The following is a 17665-nucleotide window of genomic DNA, read 5'->3' as shown; positions in this document are numbered from 1 at the left end:
CAGAAACGCCGAGGCACTACTATTCAACCGGGAGTCCCACGGTGTGGTGCTAGCGACTTCGTTACCGGGATAGGCGGGAGCGTAACTACGCTGAAACCATTAGACGGAAGGAATCGTTCCTTCGATTTGTTGCCGACGATGTCGCCAGCGACCACGCCCGCGACGACCGCAATGACCTCATACGCCAGCGTCGCGGGGATCGCGAAGAAAAAGACGACATCGATCTTTTCGGTACTACCGGGGCCGACGCTAGGGATAATATGCGTCATGAGTGAACGCTGGTCGCTGCCGCGCACGCGATTTGCGGCGATTGCAGCGCTCCATTCTTCTTCAGAAAGGACGCGGAGTTCTGTCTGCGCGGTTGAACCTGACACCATCGTTCTCCTCGCCATTAGTATTTACTGAAAACGACCAGTCGGTTGGCGTCAAAAGTCGCCAACAAGTCGACCGCTTCGCTTGCCGTCTCAAGAAGACTCCGCTTCTTGAGAGTTCTCACGATCTCTCGAAGGCGAAGCTTTCCTGCGCACAATTCATAGAGTGCCCCACTAACCCGCCCGAGTTGCAGGCGCTCGTAACCTGTATCAACTATGAAACTTCCATCAATCGTTGTCCCCAGCACCACAGTTCGAATGGGCTTTAGATCCAGTAGCTTGTCGCTCGTCACATCGTGCATACGTAGAATATCGACACTTGCCGCTGGCATTCCGAAATAATTGTACGAAGCAAAATTTTGACAGAAATGATCGAACCAGTTTGTGCGCAGGCCATAGTAGTGGTAGGCACGAAAGTGCCGGTCCCCCAACTCTGTCGGCACGGATCGGCCATGCTTCTTCATGCTCTCGTCCACTCTATGAATAAGTTTTTGTCGCAGTTCCACAATATCCCACTGTGACAGCGCCTCTGTGCGCGCAAATGGATAATTGTCGCCGGGACCGGTTACGCAATCCGGGTCGAGAACCTCTAAACCAAATCGATCGGGATGATCATGCATTGGCGTACCCGGATACGGTGTAAAGAGTGTGGACGTTATGTCGACGCGGCCCGGTGCCAGCTCGATCAAATTTGCGGCGAAGTCGCGGGTAATTTCCGCAGTTTCATGAGTTTCCCACGCACCACCGACGATGAAATTACCGATCATCGAAAGAACATCCGCATCGCGGCAGATCTCGACGGCCCGCGCGGTATCTTCAACTTGCAATTGCTTGTTGTACGCGTCCAGGACAACCTGGCTGCCAGTCTCCATACCTATCTGCATCCTGACCAAACCAGCATCCACACAAGCATGGACCATGTCCGGCCGTTTCACGATGATGTCTGCGCGCGCCTCGCAAAACCAAACAAAATCAGCGCCCGTTCGCCTCTTTATATCCTTTACGCCTTCGGCAAATGCAATCACTCGCTTCGCATTCAGCGTAAACACATCGTCCAGCACTGATATGTAGCGCGCTGCCCTTTTCGTGACGAGAAACTCGAGTTCCGCGAGAACGTTGTCGAGCGAACGCGCTCGATATTTCGCCTCGGGGCGTCCCTCATAGCAGAAGGTGCATCGGAAAGGACAGCCGCGCCCCGTAATGATGCTTTCAGTGCCGCTCGGCGTCTTATGTTCGAGATTGAGAAGCCGGTCGGGGATAGGAAGCTGGTCAAGGTCAATCGCCGGTGCGTCGAGGTTGCGGAGAGTTCGTCCGTTTGATGCCCACGTCACTCCACGCATGTCTGACAGATCTTCGCGGTCTCCGCGACTCCAGCGGATCAAAGATTCGATCACCTGCTCGCCTTCGCATCGTACGGCTACATCGAAACCCGCATCCACAATTCGCTCATCCCACTCCCTAGCTTGTGGGCCGCCGGCGACCAGCTTTGTCGTTGAGCAATGCTCCTTTATTCGCTGTCCCAGTGAAATTGTCGCGTGAACGTTCTCGTGGTCAACGTAAAATCCGACGAGGTTAGGTCTTGCGATCCCAATCTGTTCGATGAGACCGTCGAGGGTTAGCGCCGGCGAATCAAAAACTTCGACATTGAATCCCGCAGTCGCCGCTGCGGTCGCCACGTAAAGCAGACCAAGCTGCTCGCTCGGCGGCGGTCGTGGAATGTAGACGGACCGTCGGTCCAATCGGATAAAGATCGCATCCAGGGCGGGGCCACTCATCATGAAGCCCTCAGTCGTCTCACCAAAGATCTGGCCGCAACAATTAACCCAGCAACAGAAGCGCCGTGCGCTATGCTATCGCTGTCCGCGCCTATAACCGACAGCACTATCGCGACCGCGCAGACCGCCGCCAATACCTGTGCCGCAATCCAAAAAATGGCGCGCATGACACATCCCACCAGCAACGACGTGAAATGTTGTGCAGTTATGTGCTCTAATAAATGGAACGGCTTCCGTTATTTTGCGCGCATATGTCAGGTGTTCGGAATCACACATTAAGAACGTTTGAGCATGTCGCTCTTGCGCGCAAGTTATGCCGATCTCTACCACATGGCGACTTGGCATTGTAGGAGAAGTATTGACCTTTGGCGCCTCGACCCCGCTCAATCTTCAAATGTTAGGCGACAATGTTTGCTGCGCTGCATCAGCCGGATATCCCCTTAGCCGAACAAGGTCGGGGGCCGTTGCCACGACAGTTATCGGCGGCAGAACGGACGCGGGGCCACGTTGGCACCCGCCGCCGCTCGTGACCCTGAGGGACGTTCTGGAGCTGGCAGCCACTTAGTCCAGGGTGCCTGCGTTTCTTCCAGGGTCTTGATTCTGTTGTGGAGGTCGGAACAATTTTGGGCGCACTTGGTCTCGCGGGGCTGCTAGTGCTACCTTGCTTCAGTGGAGGAAGACGGTAATTCCCTGAACTTCAGGCGGGGCTACAAGATGTCACTCGAAAGGCTGATCGGCCGCTTACAGGCTGTTAATGACTTGTCCCCAATGGAGCGCGATCAACTGTTGGGACTACCCATTAAGTTGAAGCAGTTCGCTGACGGCGAATACATATTACGCGAGGGAGATACGGCCACTCACTGCGGCGCGGTCGTAAGCGGGTATGTTTTTCGCCAAAAGATAGTTGGCAGCCGATCGCAAATTCTCGCACTGTACGTTCCAGGCGATATTCCCGATTTGCACACTCTGCACCTCCCGCGCATGGACCATGATCTTTGCAGCGTGGGGCCTTCGACAGTGGCGTTTATTCCGCACTCGGATCTGCACAGCCTGCTGACATCATCCGCGCCGCTTACTCATGTTTTTTGGCGAGATACTTTGACAGATGGTGCTGTATTCCGGGAGTGGGTTGCAGTCCTTGGAACGCTTTCAGCCTTGTCGAGGATCGCTCACCTTTTCTGTGAGCTTGCATTCCGCCTTGAAGTGGTCGGTCTCTTGCGAAACAACAGTTTCGAGTTCCCATTCACCCAGCAGAACATGGCGGACGCTTGCGGCCTATCGGTTGTGCATGTCAACCGGATGGTCCAAGAGCTTCGATCTCGTGGTTTGATCGAGTGGAAAAAGGGCGAAGTGTTGCTGCTCAATCGTGGTGAACTCGAAACCCTTGCAGAGTTCAATGCCGATTATTTGCACATTGATGATGACACACGCAGAATTTAGTCCGACTCTGGCACGTACTAACTAGGCCGTGGCAACTTCGCACAGTACCAGCGACTTCTAGTGCACGCATCGCCGGCCAAGGCACGCAAGGGGGGCTGAGAGGGCGGCGCGGCGCAGGGCCGACTCAGCTACTGACCTTTTTGGGGCAGACATGTCGCCTTCTGGCCCATCGGCGAAGTTGCGCCTCGCTTGGCGGAGGTCGCTCATGGCGGCAGAGCGGATCAGATTTGCTAGCCTGAGTTCTTCGCATTTTGACCCGACTCCGACATAGCAACGTGTGTCGCCGTGCAGCCGATCAACTCGACTTTAGGCCATCGGAGCTTCAAGCTGACGTTCGCCGCCGTGCCGCTGGTCTCGAAGGCACGGCGGCGTCCACGCGCGTCACCGCGCGCTGCCCGTGGTTAGCTCTTGCGAGTGCACCGGGATCATCAGGTGCTCATTGGGTTTGCCGGGGAACATGACGTAAGGCTGGGTCGCGTCCTTGACGTCCAGATCGCGCGGATAGGGACTGAGCATCTCACGTGCTGCGCCCCCGACAATCATCACGTGCGGGCCGGTCTGGACCCAGTGCTTGTGCGTGTGCCGTTCGGCATGATCATGATTGCTCGTGCCGGTGTCCCCGGCCAGCATGAAATCAGACCGATCTTGTTCGGCGGCTCCTGTTTGGCCTGTAGAGCTTTGCGCCATTCCATGGCGTTCTGATCATCGCATTCGGGCGTTCCGTCATTTCCGATAAAGCACGTAAAATCGTTCGATCCGGTTTGGACGGTCTTAGAAGACCCATCCGGCTGCGTCATGGTGATCGTCGCGTTATTCACGACCGACTGCGGGGCGGCGGTCTTCACCTTGGCGATGTACTCTGGTTCGATCTTCGGGACTTCCTCCGTTGGAAGAGCCGATGCCGACGTGATGAGCGCTGCCGAAGCTACGCAGAACCCAACGGATGCGAGAGCATAGAACCTGTTCATGGCTTACCTCCTGCAAAGTAGGCGATCGCACGAACTGTACACCGAAACCAAGTGGGCGCATCCTCCCAGGTATGGCAGGGATATTTCCACCAATCTATCGCTCGTACAAGCCATCGCATCACCGTCGGCGGACGTGAAGCCCTTTTAGCCGGATCTGATCGGCTGGCATGGAGCGCCTTGACATCTCCGCCTCTAGTCCTGACATGGCCGAATGCGTCCCTGCGGTGTCCAAGCAGACTCCTTAATGTCGCCTCTTGGCCGATTTTGTTGAAAAAGGCGGCGGTTGCGACTCAAGGATAGCAGTGATTCAGTCTGTCTAATTGGCAGGACTGAAGATCATGATGGGGCATCAGCAAGTCGAACAGGCTGCGTTGTTCTATGAGTTCTCGCTGGAGAAGCATATTCCCTCCGACCATCTCTTGAGATCGGTCGACAGGTTTGTCGATCTGCAAGAGGATCAGGCAAGACTTGGCGCCGTTCTACAGCAGCATCGGCCGGCCTTCGAGTGATCCCGAGCTGATGATCCGGATGCTCCTGATCGGCTACTGCTTCGGCATCCGGTCAGAGCGACGCCTGTGCGATGAGGTTCACCTCAATTTGGCGTACCGGTGGTTCTGCCGGCTCGGTCTGGAAGGGACGGTGCCGGATCATTCGGCATTCTCCAAGAACAGGCATGGCCGCTTTCGGCAGAGCGATCTCTTCCGTCGCGTGTTCGAGAGCGTTGCGCCGCTGCATCGAGGAGCGACTGGTCGGCGGTGAAGGATTTGCAGTCGATGCGAGCCTCATCAAGGCCGACGCCAATCGGCAGAAGGGACTCGAAGGCGATAAGGGACTTCCGCCGGATGCTGCTGGCCGAGCAATCGATGAGTATCTGGCTGTCCTGGATGATGCCGCGTTCGGAGCCGCGACCGAGGTTACCCCGAAGTTCGTATCGCCCTCTGATCCGGCGACGCGCTGGACGGGGGCGCACGGCGGCCAAGCCTTTTTCGCCTATTCGACGAACTACCTGATCGACATCGAGAACGCGATCATCGTCGATGTTGAGGCAACGACGGCAATCCGCCAGGCTGTAGCGCGGCAATCTGGGTAGGAAGTGCGCGGCGATCAGGATGGCGAGGCAGTGTCGCGGCCTGATGATGATTGCCGCGATGATTGTCGCGCGCAAGAGTTTTGTTGAACTCTGATTGTCGCGCAGCGTCAATCAGCCACGGTTTTAGGTGTCGCGTGCGATGGCGGCCGTCCTGGACCGCGTTTTCGTTCGAGGGCGGTCCGTCTGCGATAGCTCTCGACGTTCATCTCGACGATGGTGGCGTGGTGAACGAGGCGATCGATAGCGGCGAGGGTCATGGCGGGATCCGGGAAGACCCTGTTCCATTCGCCGAATGGCTGATTGGCGGTGATCAGCATCGAGCGGCGCTCGTAGCGTGCACTGATGAGCTCGAACAGCACGCTGGTCTCGGCCTGATCCTTGGTGACGTAAGCGAGATCATCAAGAATCAGGAGATCGAAGCGATCGAGACGATTGATGGCCGCCTCGAGGTTAAGCTCGCGTCGCGCTAGCTGGAGCTTCTGCACGAGATCGGTGGTCCGGGTGAAGAGGACGCGCCATCCGTTCTCGATGAGGGCCAGGCCAATCGCTGCCGCCAAGTGGCTCTTTCCGCCGCCGGGCGGGCCGAACAACAGCAAATTGGCGCCCTTGCCCAGCCAGCTGTCACCGGCGGCGAGCGCCATCACCTGCGCCTTCGAGATCATCGGCACGGCTTCGAAGTCGAAGCTGTCGAAGGTCTTTCCGGCGGGCAAACGTGCTTCGACAAGGTGTCGTTCGATCCGACGGCGGCCGCGTTCGGCGATCTCGTGCTCGGCGATGGTCGCGAGGAAGCGGCCGGCCGGCCAGCCTTCCTTCGGACTGTTCGGCAAATTGCGCCCACAGCACCTTGATGGCAGGCAGCCGGAGCTCATTGAGCAACAGATTGAGGCGCGCGGCATCCACCGTGTTCGTTACGCTCATGCGGCACCTCCGGTCTCGGCGGTACCGATGAGGCATTCGTAGGTCGCAAGCGGCACGAGCTGCACCACGACGTTCGGCAGGTTGGCGGGATCGGGGGCGAAGTGAGCACGTAGCCGGTTGAGGTCGGGCAGTCGGCCGGCCTCGAGGTCGGCGGTGAGCTGATCGGCGAGTTCGGTCTCGCAGCCGCGTTCATGAGCGAGCGCGAGGAGATCGACCATGATCCGGCAGGCTTTTTTGTCCGGCAAGCGTTCGCGCAAGCGATCGAAGGTCTTCCGATAGGCATCGCGCGGGAACAGCCGATCTCGGTAGACCAGATTGAGAAGCGCCATCGGCTTGCGCCGCAGGGAATGGATCACGTGCCGATAATCGACGACCTGGTCGTACTTGCCATTGGGATGCGGCCGCCCACGCGGCAGGGTGACGAGATGGGTGCCGCCGACGAACACGTCGAGACGATCATCGTAAAGGCGCACCCGCAGCCGGTGACCGATCAGGCGCGATGGCACCGTGTAGAACACCTTGCGCAGGGTGAAGCCGCCGGACGATGTCACGCGGACGATCACCTCTTCGTAGTCGGAGGTGCGCCGATCGGGCAGCTCCTGCAACACCACGCGCTCGCTATCGATCCGCTTGGCGTTGCGGGCATTACGGCGGCTGACGATCTCGTCGATGAAGCCGCGATAGGTGGCAAGATCATCGAAGTCGACAGTTCCGCGCAGCAGCAAGGCATCCGCGATTGCTCGCTTGAGATGACCGTGGGGCCCTTCGATCGAACCATTCTCGTGAGCAACACCTCGATTGTTGCGGGAAGGCCGCATGCCGTAATGGGCACAAAGGGCCTCGTATCGCTGCGTCAGATCGTCCCGTGCATCACGATCGAGATTGCAGAATGCGGCCGACAGACTGTCGGTCCGATGCTCCCGCGGCGCCCCACCGAGCGACCAGAGGGCATTCTGCAGGCCTTCGGCCAAGGCAACAAAGCTCTCGCCGCCAAGCACGACATGGGCGTGCTCGAACCCGCAATAGGCCAAACGGAAGTGATAGAGACGATGATCGAGCGGTGCACCCGCAATCGTAACACCCAACTCGTCCATGTCTGTGAAGTCGGAGAGGCCGAGTTGGCCAGGCTCGTGGGTTTGGCGGAAGATCACCTCCTGCTCCTCGCCGTGGATCGCCCGCCATGCACGGATCCGACGTTCCAGGGTACGACGGATACCGCTGCCGAGATCCGGATGACGCCGTAGCATCTCCTCGAACACCGCCACCGGCCGTAAGCCAGGTGCCGCCTTCAAGATCGGGACGATCTCGGTCTCGAACACGTCGCTCAGCGGGTCCGGCCGTCGCCGGCCGCGGGGCGCCTTCCTTTGCGATGGAAATCGGGGGTCTCTCTCGATCCGATAGGCGGTCGACGCACTGAATGATGCCTTGGCCGCCGCCACTGGCGGGCTATCGGTCTGACGGTACTTCATGTAGAGCCTCATCTGGTGATCTGTGATGTGTCGGCCGGGCACGCGAGTGATTCCTCTTGGCGGAAGAACCACTTGCATAACCCCGCCGGCCGCGATCACCAGTCGGCGCGGTCCTCCTCGGGATCGCGCCGACGCCGGGCTCGTAACTCCGGTCGGGCTACGCCCTCCCTACGTCACGAGCCCAGCGAAACTCTCTCACCTTGATTGACGCTGCCTTCCATCCTGATCGCCGCGCGACAGCCAGGCCGAGGTATTGGCCGCTAAGCGCATGATTGAGCGCTCGCTGGAGCAGTTTGATCTCTATCCGGGCCGGCTCCTCGGTGACAGCGGCTATGGCTCGGCCGAGATGCTCGCTTGGCTGGTCTATGAGCACGGCATCGAGCCGCACGTTACAGTCTTCGACAAGTCGGCACGCACAGACGGTATCTTCTCGCGCGACGACTTCACCTATGACCATGCTGGCGACATCTATCGTTGCCCTGGTGGCAAAGTTCTTACCACGACCGGAACGTTGGTGAATGACGGTGCCACCATGCTCTACCTCGCCAGCAAGCACGATTGTGATCGATGCGCATTGAAGGCTCAGTGTTGTCCCAAGCAGGCATCACGGAGGGTGCCGCGCTCGATCTACGAAGGCGCTCGCGACATGGCGCGCCAGATCGCGAGATCGTGGGAGGGAGGCACCTCGCGCCGGTGCCGCAAGAAAATCGAGATGTTGTTCGCTCACCTCGAGCGCATTCTCAAGCTCGATCGTTTGCGTTTACGAGGTCCAAACGGTGCGCGTGACGAGTTCACCCTCGCAGCCACTGCCCAGAACCTTCGAAAGATGGCCAAGCTGATCCCAATGCCCACCCGAGGCTCGCATAGGGTCGGTAGAGCAGTTCGGCCCACGTCGCGACTGAGCTATTGCAACGAAATACTGCTGGCCTTTTTCAACAGAATCGGCCCTGAGCCGAACAAGGCTGAGATCATTGTGAACAAGGCTGAGACCATTGTGATGTCGGGGTATTGGGGGTGAAACCGGAAGCAGGGCCGCTTTTGCTCCGACAGCCGCTTGTGACCCAAAGCGTCCCACCCAGCATCTAGCCAGGGGGCGGGTGCAGTTTATGCCATTTTGCGCGAGCGGTTTCCTCTGATCCGCCGCGCCGTACTTCATCTTCTCTAAAATCTTTCCAATATCGGTAGGTGCAATATAGCCCGCACAGCCAAAGGAAGACCAGAAGCAGAACAAGCGGACGAATGAAGCTTGTCACGAACTCGCTTGGATCGAGAGTCTTCAGCAAGAAAATCAGGGCGAGACATACAGCTCCAGCAACCGCAAAGCCTCGCACTCGAAACCGCCAAACTCGGATCTGCTCTGAAACAATCATCCCTGTTCCTTCAGGGTACGTTCGCTCTCATGCCTAACTGGCTCTGCGGCTTTCATCTTCGAATGGCGGACGACTGAGATGTCTCGTGAGACGCCCCTCATTGCCCCGTCCGTAGCGCTTAGCGAACGGAACGTACACAAGGCAGGCTAGGCCCATCGTTATCAGTACCGCGACAAGGCTGAGGCCCAGAAACATGTAGGCGCTTGACGTGCCCCCGACGACGAGGACGAGCATAGGGGCGCATCGCACGTGGCCTAGATTCGAAGCTTAGGTGAGCAGCAAGACGTTTCCGCTCATGATGTCGTAGCGGGCCGCTACGACCATCAGCTTTCCCTCCTTGATCGCTGCGGCGATGACGGGGGATGCCTCGCTGAGCAGGGTCGCCTGCACCCTGGCGTTGGCGTCGATGGCAGCGTCGAGGTTGCCGCCCGCGGCGACCACCGCCGGCTGGATGGGGGCGTAAAGGACGCTGATCTGGCCAGGCACAGCCTTGCCTTCAATGGTTGCCTTGACCGCACCGCAATTGCCGTGCCCTAGCACGACGATGACTCTGGTGCCCAGAACGGCGACGCCATATTCGAGACTCGCCGTGATCTCGGGCGTAGTTACGTTCCCGGCTACACGGACGACGAAGATTTGGCCGATGCTCTGGTCGAAGACAAACTCCACCGGCACCCGTGAGTCCGCGCAGGATAGAACCGCGGCAAACGGCTCCTGCTTCTCGACTGTTTTGGCCTTGAGAATCGAAAGGTCGTCATTGAGGGACTGGAGTTGTCCGGCGACATAGCGTTGGTTGCCGTCCATTAACGCCTTGAGTGCAGCCTCGGGCGTCAATGTGCTCTGCGCCAATGCGGGCAGAGCGTGAATGACCGTCGCGCCTGCCAGCGCTACAGCCGTGCCGGCGATGGCGTTGCGCAGAAAGCTGCGACGCGCCAGATCGGCATGCTTCTCATGGCCCCTTGGCTCGATAGAGCCGCAATCACAGCGGCAGGCCATACCAACGGCTTGGGCGGAAATGTCCGTAGGTTTCATCTGTGCCTCCTTGTGTCTCACGTTCGCATCGAGTCACGTCAGTTAGGACTGCTGATGTATCGTCCCGGCCTTGAAAGGTTCTCCTCATGCTCATGGCACGCGAGTTCCTTGCCCACATCGCGATACAGAACGGGCGGCATAGTTTAGCGCAACGCCCCCTTCGGGCCATACATATTCTGATTTATTCCCTCCGACTCCGCGAGGAATATTGAGCGATCTGGCTTGGCGCAGCCGATGACCGAACTATCTGGGTCACGGTTTGGCCTCCCAGGCGCTGGTCCGGAATTGGCCCTTCTCGGAAGTCCGACAACGCCGGCTTTCCCGCCGCTATTGGGGGACAAGCGGACATCGGGTGCGCCTGCTCCTATCAGGAGGTTTTATGATGGGGTGGACGCCCTGCCCGACGGCATCGATGTGCCAAAGTGGAGGTGTTGAGCACCACTTAAGGGAGGCGTCCGTGTCAGAGGTTATCGTAATCGCTCTGGATATCGCCACGCATGTTTTTCACGCGCACGGAGCGTCGAGCAATATTCAGCAAGCGGATCAGCCGAGGAAAGCTGCTGGATTCTTCGCGGCCCAGCCGAGTTGCACGGTAGCGCTGGAGGCATGTGATGGCGCACATCACTGGGCTCGTCAGCTGACCCAGCTTGGCATGACGTTCGACTGATCCCGCCCGCCTATGTAAAGCCGTTCGTGAAGCGGCAAAAGAACCTGAGGGAGTGGACGGTGTAGCCGCTAACCTTGAGTAACCGGCTCAAACTACGCCGCCCGCTCAGTGCTCGGTACTAAGGAACGGCCGGACCGCGGCAGCGTTGGCCGGCATGCGCTTCTATTTCGATTATCAAGACCTGGCCGGCACCATCCTCGACGACGACGGTGAGGAGCTTCCTGGTATCACTGCCGCACGTGACGCCGCGATGAGATACCTGGCAGAGGCAATACGGGACCATAGTCCTTCGGGATTGACCGACAAACTTTCCGTCAGCGTCAGAACGAAAGAATCGCTGATTATGATCGTGTCCGCAACGATTGAGGTAGTCGCCGCGCCCTCCCATAGCCAGAGCAGCCATCTCTCCTGAGGAGAGCGCAGAAGCATCCATCAAGCTCTTGAAGGGAGTGATTAGAACCGAAACTAACCAGAACTAAATCGGACAGCCATCGCGGAATGTGTTAACGGCAGGGATGAAAGTATCCCTCATCGTTGTACTGCTCGCCCTTTGGTCACCGACCGGAGCGGCGCAAACGCCGGCTTCGCAGACAGAGCCGGCCGATCCCTCTGTCCGGGATCAGATCAAGGCTGCCCGTGCGAAGGATAAGGCCGAAGAAAAGGTCGACCATTCCGAACGCCCTTGGGATCGAAACCGCGACGGCAAGCGCCGCTGGCAAGTAGATTCACCGACGGCGGCCGGCCCTAAGTCCTGATGAAGCAGAATTTCATCGCGGTACTATTCGCATCTACGGTCCTCGTCGCCATGGGCGGTTGGCTTTCCGGTCTTGGTTGGCTGGTGTGGCTGAGCGCAAGTTGGCTCTTCTCCTGAAATGAGACGACCCAGTATCCCTGAGTGATGGAACGGCTCTTGGCTCATGGGATTGGCATCTTGCGATGACCCCAGAAAACGCATCCTACTCGTCATTAAGCGTGCGCAAGACATGTCCGACGATCTATTCCTGCGCAGAACCGCAATTCGCGACGACATCGCTCCCGACGACTAAACCGTGATCTGGGATGAACGGGCGGTCGGCCGCATCTTCAGATCCGTTGCGGTAGGCGGGCATGATGCTTGGTCCTTGGAGCTGCTTCCTAGATAATGTTCCGCAGCCGAGCTCGCATCGAGGGCGGGCTGCTAACTTGGAAGCAAAGGCGCTCTTTCGAACCGCTTGGAACGAACTCCGCGCGCGGCTAAACGATGCCCAGATCGAACAAGCACGCGCGAACCATGCGGACCGGAGTAGACCATGGCACAAACGACATGCGCAAACGAGCGCCCTTACGCCGATCCAGAGGCGGCGGCCCGCGAGCTGCTCGAACTCGCGGCCACCATCGAGCCAGTCCAAGACGGCCGCATCCATATCGAGAAGGTCAACGCTCCCTTCCTCCCATCCTGAAGGCCAGCGGCCCGGAGTTTGGAGCCGGCATCAGGTACACCATCGAGCACGGCTGGCTCGAGATGCACGAGAGTGGAACTTACGTGCGGGTGCTGCCGCAAGGAAAAGAGCTGCTTACGACCTAGCTCGACCCGCTCGGCTCGTTGCGTTCCTCCGAGGCGATCCCCTTGAGTACTTCAAATTGGCTGGCGAGGCCCGCAAAGCTGTGCGAAATATTTTTGAGCACCGTTGCCATCCTTAGTGTGACTCCCGGCTCGCTGGCCTGATCCTTATATTGCCGAGATAACTTACGGCATTGTTCTGCGGACCACATGGGCATCCCCTTGAAATGGGATGGAGGAGGCGCTCTCACTGCGGCGGCTTAATGGAGCCAGATGAGGCCGGCGCAGCGGTTACATCGGTAGACGTAAGCCAAGATGCCGGTGCGGGGGTCGGGCAGCTGCAGGTATGGGATGGGCAGCCCGTCGCATTTCGGACAATGGGCCGGGGCTTCAGGGGGCGGCTTGGGTTGCTCTATCAACACGAACTCCCGCAGTCTGGCGGGAGCCTGAAGAGCTCTCAGTCACCGATCGTTGCCTAGGGCCGTGCGGTGATGACAGCAAGCCTATCAGGTCGCCTTGACCCTGCGAAGAGAAATCGGCCGCCTGCCTGCACATGCGTTGGCGGCCCCCGCCTGGAGGCTCACATGAAGGGATGCGAGCCGGAGCCGCGTTCCACCTGAGCGCGGACAGGCATCCTGCACGAACCAGGGCGAGCAGCCATTAAAGCAGATGAATTGATTCGCATTTGTGGGTACCAATTCTTATCTATGACAACGCACCCTTCCTGTTCACGCTGGAGACCAGCTGCAGCGAGTTCGGTGCTCCGATTCAGATATGCTGCGGAAAAGGGTTGGCTAGAACTGCACGAAAGCGGGACTTATTGTGCGGCTGCTAACACCGAGCGCGGATCTGCTGCTGCGTCAGTGAAGCAGCATCACCGACATCCACGTAGCCAGCGACGCGCCACGCTAGGCGCATCGGGCTTCCCCTCCGAAACGCGAATAATCAGTGTCAGGTTGGCGTGAGACTACGAATCTAGACGTGCACCGCGTCGATGGCCTACTAGGAACGCTGACGCGCTTTTGGAAGTTAAAGACACGTGGATAGTTAAGTACACCTGCCCGCCGTTTGAACCCAGCGGCGGCTTTCTTGTGAGTTGCGTAAGTGGCGAAGCGTATCAAGTCGGCGATGCCGGGGTTCATTAAACCCCAGCTCGCAACACTGAAGATGAAGGCACCGACGGGCGGCGACTGGATCCACGAAATCAAATACGACGGCTACCGGGCTCAAGTTCATGTAGACCGGGACGCGGCCAAGATCTTCACCCGGAACGGCCACGACTGGACCAAGCGGTTCTCCGGCATCGCCGCCTCCTTCAAGCTCCGCAGCCAGAGCATCTTCGACGGTGAGATTGTCGTCATCCATTACGACCGTACCAACTTCTCCGAGCTGCAAGCCGACCTCGCCAAGGGCCGTCAGGACCGGATGCTGTTCTATGCCTTCGACCTCCTCTTCCACAATGGAGAGGACTTTCGGAACAAACCTCAGATCTACCGCAAGGAGCGTCTGAAAGAGCTGATCGACATGCTCGACCCGCCGGTTCTCTACAGCGAGCACCACGAAGGAGACGGACAAGCGCTGTTCGAGGCCGCCGGCCGGCTGAACTATGAGGGAATCATATCGAAGCGCGTCGATGCGACGTACCGGTCTGACCGCGTCGATACCTGGCAGAAAATTAAAACTGTCCGGCGCGAGAAATTCCCCGTGGTCGGGTTCATCAAAGACCCCGCCGGCGTCGCAGCCCTGTACCTAGGCAAGAAGGAAGGAAAGAACCTGATTTACCTGGGTAAGGTCGGTACGGGCTGGGACCGAACGACCTCCGGCAAGATCCGGAAGGCGCTGGAAACCGTAGTCAGCCCGAAGGCGAAGCTGACGAAGCCGATCAAGAAGCCCAAGGCTACCTGGGTCGAACCGGCGTTCTATGCGGAGGTCGAGTACAGGGACATCACCTCTGAGGGATTGCTTCGCGCCAGCTCTTTCAAAGGGCTGAGCAAAGGAACGGGCCGTTCCTAGCTGCGTTTTCTCGGCAGTAAGTGTGGAGTACCGGCATGCCCCCGGATCGCGTTACCAAAGCGGTTAAGGAAGCCCAGGGCATTCTTGCGCGCTATGTCGAGTCCGGCCCCCAAGACTGCCAGAAAACCATCAACGACCTTATGGGCGTCCTCGACGACGAAGACCTAGTCGAGGCCATAAGCCCGCGCGTCTTTGTCCGTCGAGCAATCGATTTCATAAACTGCGCAAGCAACGCCGGACAAATCGAACGCGTACGCCACGTACCGCATAGGCATCTGCCAAGACCGCGAGCTGAAAGCGGCGTAGCGAGGCACCCCTGAGGCGCAGTGGAACCTGATCTAAGGTGACGGGTTTATTCCAAAATGGTTCGCCCTGTGTGGGATTTCGATCTTTTCTCCAGACGAGAATGGCTGCTGATGGGCATTGGCTTCCTGCTGGTGCTTGTCGTCGGCCTTTACGGCACCTTTTGGATCCTCGACCGCTACCTCGGCAGCGCCTCGCTGTGGTAATATCCCGCGGGAGGAAGGAGCGGCATCTTTGAACGTTTCGAGGGCATGCGCGCTACGTTTTCGATTTTCACGACGACCTCGGCTTTACCATTGATGATGCCGGCGAGGATCTGCCAAACCTCGCCGTCGCCCCAGACGCCGCGCTGAGAGCCTTGGCTGAACCATCCGGAGTAAGAGCGAACTCCACGCGGACATGGAGCGATCGGTCATCGTGAGGACGCCGACTGCTCGCGTCCTGACCGTCTCGGCCTCGATTGAGATCAGTATGACCTCTTGAAGGGAGCGGTCGCGCATCCTCAGGGATGCTGGGAGGCCCGCGCCTGCTGCTGGCGCGGGTTTTGTCCACACCCACGACAGACAGTAGCTCGCGTGCGTCAGGCGCCTCTACAAATGGACAATTTGACTCTCGGCTGCGCCGCGTTTCGATGGCGGCATGCCTCTCTCTGTCCGACGCCAAACGCCTACGCACCCTGACGGACGTCCGCTCAAGATCACGTTCGGCGAGATGCGCGAGATGGGCTTGCGCGGCGTGCTGGTCTACTGCCATTGCGGCCACCACGTCGCGCTGGGCTGACCGCTGGGCTGATGATGTTCGCCTATCGGATCTCGAGCCGCGGCTTGTCTGCCGGGCCTGCGGATATCGCGGCGCCGACGTTCGGCCGGACTTCGAGCGTGGGAATCTGCGGCGTGCGATTGTGCCCCATCGTGCGGAGCAGTGAGGAACGAAAGGCGCGACATGAGCTTGAGTCTCGCCAGCTCGCCACGGGCTGGTGAAGCGGCCCCGGCCTTACCGCCCCAAGCCCCCGAAGCCGGGGCCGCCTTTCATCCTTGGTCTGGGACGCCGCAAAACCAACTTAGGTGGTCTTATTCTCTCGTGCGCTTTCGCGCAGCCATGTCGTACTCCAGCTTTCCGGCGCGGTACGCAGCACAAAGGCGCGTTCAGCGCGACCGGCGCGCGGCAATAAGCACCCCACAGTGGCTCGCCATTCTTAGGAACACTCTCTCAAACCGATGCTTGAGCGATTATCATGTTGGTTCTTTCGCCAGAGGTACGTAGGATTGTGCGGCGGGCGCGGCTCTACGGCTACCTGATCGAGCGGAACGACAAGATCTACCAGCTGGCCACCTTTCATCCAATTTGCACGAAAGCGTTTGCACTCCGCATGGTCGAGGGCGGCTGGCTGACGAAGAACGGCGATCGATACGAGCTGAGTGCCCAGGGGCGTGAAGCGCCGGACTGAATTCCGGCAGCAGGCCAACAGGCAGTGAAACTCGGGCGTGTATTCTTTTCGGTACAGGTGATCAACGGAGTACAGGCCCGCTAGCGTGAACCGGCGGGCCAGGGAGTAGAGATCTTGGTGGCGACTGCATGGCTATCGCTGGTCGCAATGCCGACGTTGCCCCAGTGGCTGATATACGCGGTGCGCATATCGCGGCGCCGACGTCAGACTTCGAGCGAGGCGATCTGCGGCGGGCGATCGTGGGTCCATGCAACAGCCAGTGATTGGCCGCCAATAGAGTCGGCCTCAATTCGCCCGGCGCTCTTCCTCCTCGATGGCAGAGAGCAGATCGTACTGCTTGGCGAGCCCTGTGAGGCTCTTGGCGATATTCTTGAGCACGGAGGCGGTTCTTGGACCAACGCCAGCGGCCCCGGCCTTGCTCCGGTAGGCCGCCGCTAGTTTCCGGCATTCTTCGGCAGTCCGCATTCCAAGGCCTATGTGGATGGAACTGAATACCGAAGTACTGCTAACGACGAATTTGAACAGTTCAAAAATGAACATAGGGCACTTGGCTCAAAGGCCGAACGAGCGCCGCCAACTGAGCGACTTACTGCTTCTTCATGTTGGAGTCATAGATCAAGGCGGCTTGGAACAGGCGCCCGACATTATTGCGAACTTCTATCGCAACGTCCGGACGTTCATCTTGGACGGCAAGATCTCGCGCTAAGCCAGCCAGGGTATGGGCGGCTTCAATCTCCGCCTCCTGCTGGGTCTTAAATTCCAGTCCTTCTTCGTCGGGGTAAAGACCAGTGTCATCCCGGATGTCGAAAGAGTACCGCACCATGGCCAGCTCCGCAGCCATATCAGGCGCCAACAGGCATGCTGTGCAACCGTTCCTAAATCGAAAGCAAAAAACGGCCCTGGCCGTGAGTTGCTTGGGGCGTGTGCTGCCGGGGCCGCTGGAGGTACTTGGCGGTAATGGGATCGCCAAGCGTTGTCACCTTACCCGCATTTGATGCCTGCCTCCGTTCAGTTCAGCACTTAGCCGTGCTGTTCCGAGCTCGCGAACGCTCCTAAGTCAGGCAGGACACTCAAGCATCTGAAGAATAACTCTGGCGAGCAGACCAATGAGGGGTGTGGACGGCCCCGGCCGGGTAGAGAGGAGTCGTGAGGCCGGGGCCGCTGGAGGGCGCCTGATCCTCGGTCCAGCGAGGTCAAGCAAGGAGGAGCCTTCCATAAGGAGGCGCGTTCCTCTGTTCGCTTGAGCACTGTTCCGAGACGAA

15 protein-coding genes and 4 pseudogenes are annotated in these 17665 nt (G+C 58.9%); 10 read left to right on the top strand and 9 right to left on the bottom strand.

Annotated features, from left to right (window positions below):
• Positions 1-23 precede the first annotated feature (23 nt).
• Together QA642_RS22920 and QA642_RS22915 are read right to left on the bottom strand one after the other, a co-directional pair.
• On the bottom strand, positions 24-377 hold the full coding sequence (locus QA642_RS22920; protein ID WP_283086615.1) for a hypothetical protein: 354 nt from the start codon (positions 375-377) through the stop codon (positions 24-26).
• A 14-nt stretch (positions 378-391) separates the two neighbouring features.
• Entirely contained in the window at positions 392-2149 is a 1758-nt protein-coding gene (locus tag QA642_RS22915) for a radical SAM protein (RefSeq protein ID WP_283086614.1), read from the bottom strand.
• 711 nt (positions 2150-2860) lie between these two features.
• Here QA642_RS22915 and QA642_RS22910 point away from each other — a divergent pair.
• Entirely contained in the window at positions 2861-3586 is a 726-nt protein-coding gene (locus QA642_RS22910; RefSeq protein ID WP_283086613.1) for a Crp/Fnr family transcriptional regulator, read from the top strand.
• 381 nt (positions 3587-3967) lie between these two features.
• Here the strand turns inward: QA642_RS22910 and QA642_RS22905 are convergent, their stop codons facing one another.
• Entirely contained in the window at positions 3968-4102 is a 135-nt protein-coding gene (locus tag QA642_RS22905) for a hypothetical protein (RefSeq protein ID WP_283086612.1), read from the bottom strand.
• A 26-nt stretch (positions 4103-4128) separates the two neighbouring features.
• Positions 4129-4554, bottom strand: coding sequence for a hypothetical protein (locus QA642_RS22900; protein WP_283086611.1), 426 nt, complete (start codon positions 4552-4554; stop codon positions 4129-4131).
• A gap of 338 nt (positions 4555-4892) precedes the next feature.
• On the opposite strand from QA642_RS22900, the pseudogene QA642_RS22895 reads away from it, so the two are divergent.
• Positions 4893-5623 (top strand): annotated as a pseudogene (locus QA642_RS22895) (transposase); the annotation flags it as partial.
• 128 nt (positions 5624-5751) lie between these two features.
• Here the strand turns inward: QA642_RS22895 and istB are convergent.
• Together istB and istA are read right to left on the bottom strand one after the other, a co-directional pair.
• Positions 5752-6562: pseudogene (gene istB / locus QA642_RS22890) on the bottom strand (IS21-like element helper ATPase IstB).
• Positions 6559-8109, bottom strand: a complete 1551-nt coding sequence (gene istA, locus QA642_RS22885) for an IS21 family transposase (RefSeq protein WP_283084030.1) — start codon at positions 8107-8109, stop codon at positions 6559-6561. Before istA ends, istB begins: the two are co-directional and overlap by 4 nt.
• A gap of 163 nt (positions 8110-8272) precedes the next feature.
• Here istA and QA642_RS22880 point away from each other — a divergent pair.
• Positions 8273-8875: pseudogene (locus QA642_RS22880) on the top strand (transposase); the annotation flags it as partial.
• Between the two features lie 793 nt (positions 8876-9668).
• Here QA642_RS22880 and QA642_RS22875 read toward each other — a convergent pair.
• On the bottom strand, positions 9669-10433 hold the full coding sequence (locus tag QA642_RS22875) for a carbonic anhydrase (protein WP_283086610.1): 765 nt from the start codon (positions 10431-10433) through the stop codon (positions 9669-9671).
• Positions 10434-10890: 457 nt separating this feature from the next.
• Between QA642_RS22875 and QA642_RS22870 the strand changes: the two genes are divergently transcribed.
• The 7 genes and pseudogenes from QA642_RS22870 to QA642_RS22840 all read left to right on the top strand — a co-directional run bounded on the left by QA642_RS22870 (position 10891) and on the right by QA642_RS22840 (position 16403).
• On the top strand, positions 10891-11100 hold the full coding sequence (locus QA642_RS22870) for a hypothetical protein (protein WP_283086609.1): 210 nt from the start codon (positions 10891-10893) through the stop codon (positions 11098-11100).
• Between the two features lie 154 nt (positions 11101-11254).
• Complete coding sequence (locus QA642_RS22865; protein ID WP_283086608.1) at positions 11255-11512, top strand: hypothetical protein; 258 nt, start codon at positions 11255-11257, stop codon at positions 11510-11512.
• A gap of 877 nt (positions 11513-12389) precedes the next feature.
• Positions 12390-12539 (top strand): hypothetical protein, encoded by a 150-nt coding sequence (locus tag QA642_RS46575; RefSeq protein WP_349253866.1) that lies wholly within the window; start codon positions 12390-12392, stop codon positions 12537-12539.
• Positions 12540-13744: 1205 nt separating this feature from the next.
• Positions 13745-14653, top strand: a complete 909-nt coding sequence (ligD, locus tag QA642_RS22855) for a non-homologous end-joining DNA ligase (protein ID WP_349253865.1) — start codon at positions 13745-13747, stop codon at positions 14651-14653.
• Positions 14654-15015: 362 nt separating this feature from the next.
• Positions 15016-15162 (top strand): hypothetical protein, encoded by a 147-nt coding sequence (locus QA642_RS22850; RefSeq protein WP_283086607.1) that lies wholly within the window; start codon positions 15016-15018, stop codon positions 15160-15162.
• Positions 15163-15595: 433 nt separating this feature from the next.
• A pseudogene (locus QA642_RS22845) lies at positions 15596-15881 on the top strand (hypothetical protein).
• A gap of 309 nt (positions 15882-16190) precedes the next feature.
• Positions 16191-16403, top strand: a complete 213-nt coding sequence (locus QA642_RS22840; protein WP_283086606.1) for a hypothetical protein — start codon at positions 16191-16193, stop codon at positions 16401-16403.
• Positions 16404-16688: 285 nt separating this feature from the next.
• Here QA642_RS22840 and QA642_RS22835 read toward each other — a convergent pair whose 3' ends face one another.
• Together QA642_RS22835 and QA642_RS22830 are read right to left on the bottom strand one after the other, a co-directional pair.
• The gene (locus tag QA642_RS22835; protein ID WP_283086605.1) at positions 16689-16943 is read right to left on the bottom strand and encodes a hypothetical protein; all 255 of its coding nucleotides are present in this window, start codon (positions 16941-16943) and stop codon (positions 16689-16691) included.
• 46 nt (positions 16944-16989) lie between these two features.
• Positions 16990-17226 (bottom strand): hypothetical protein, encoded by a 237-nt coding sequence (locus QA642_RS22830; RefSeq protein WP_283086954.1) that lies wholly within the window; start codon positions 17224-17226, stop codon positions 16990-16992.
• Positions 17227-17665 lie beyond the last annotated feature (439 nt).

Origin of the sequence: Bradyrhizobium sp. CB2312, from assembly GCF_029714425.1 — a bacterium.
Classification (GTDB): domain Bacteria; phylum Pseudomonadota; class Alphaproteobacteria; order Rhizobiales; family Xanthobacteraceae; genus Bradyrhizobium.
This window is presented reverse-complemented; position numbering and strand designations above follow the sequence as displayed.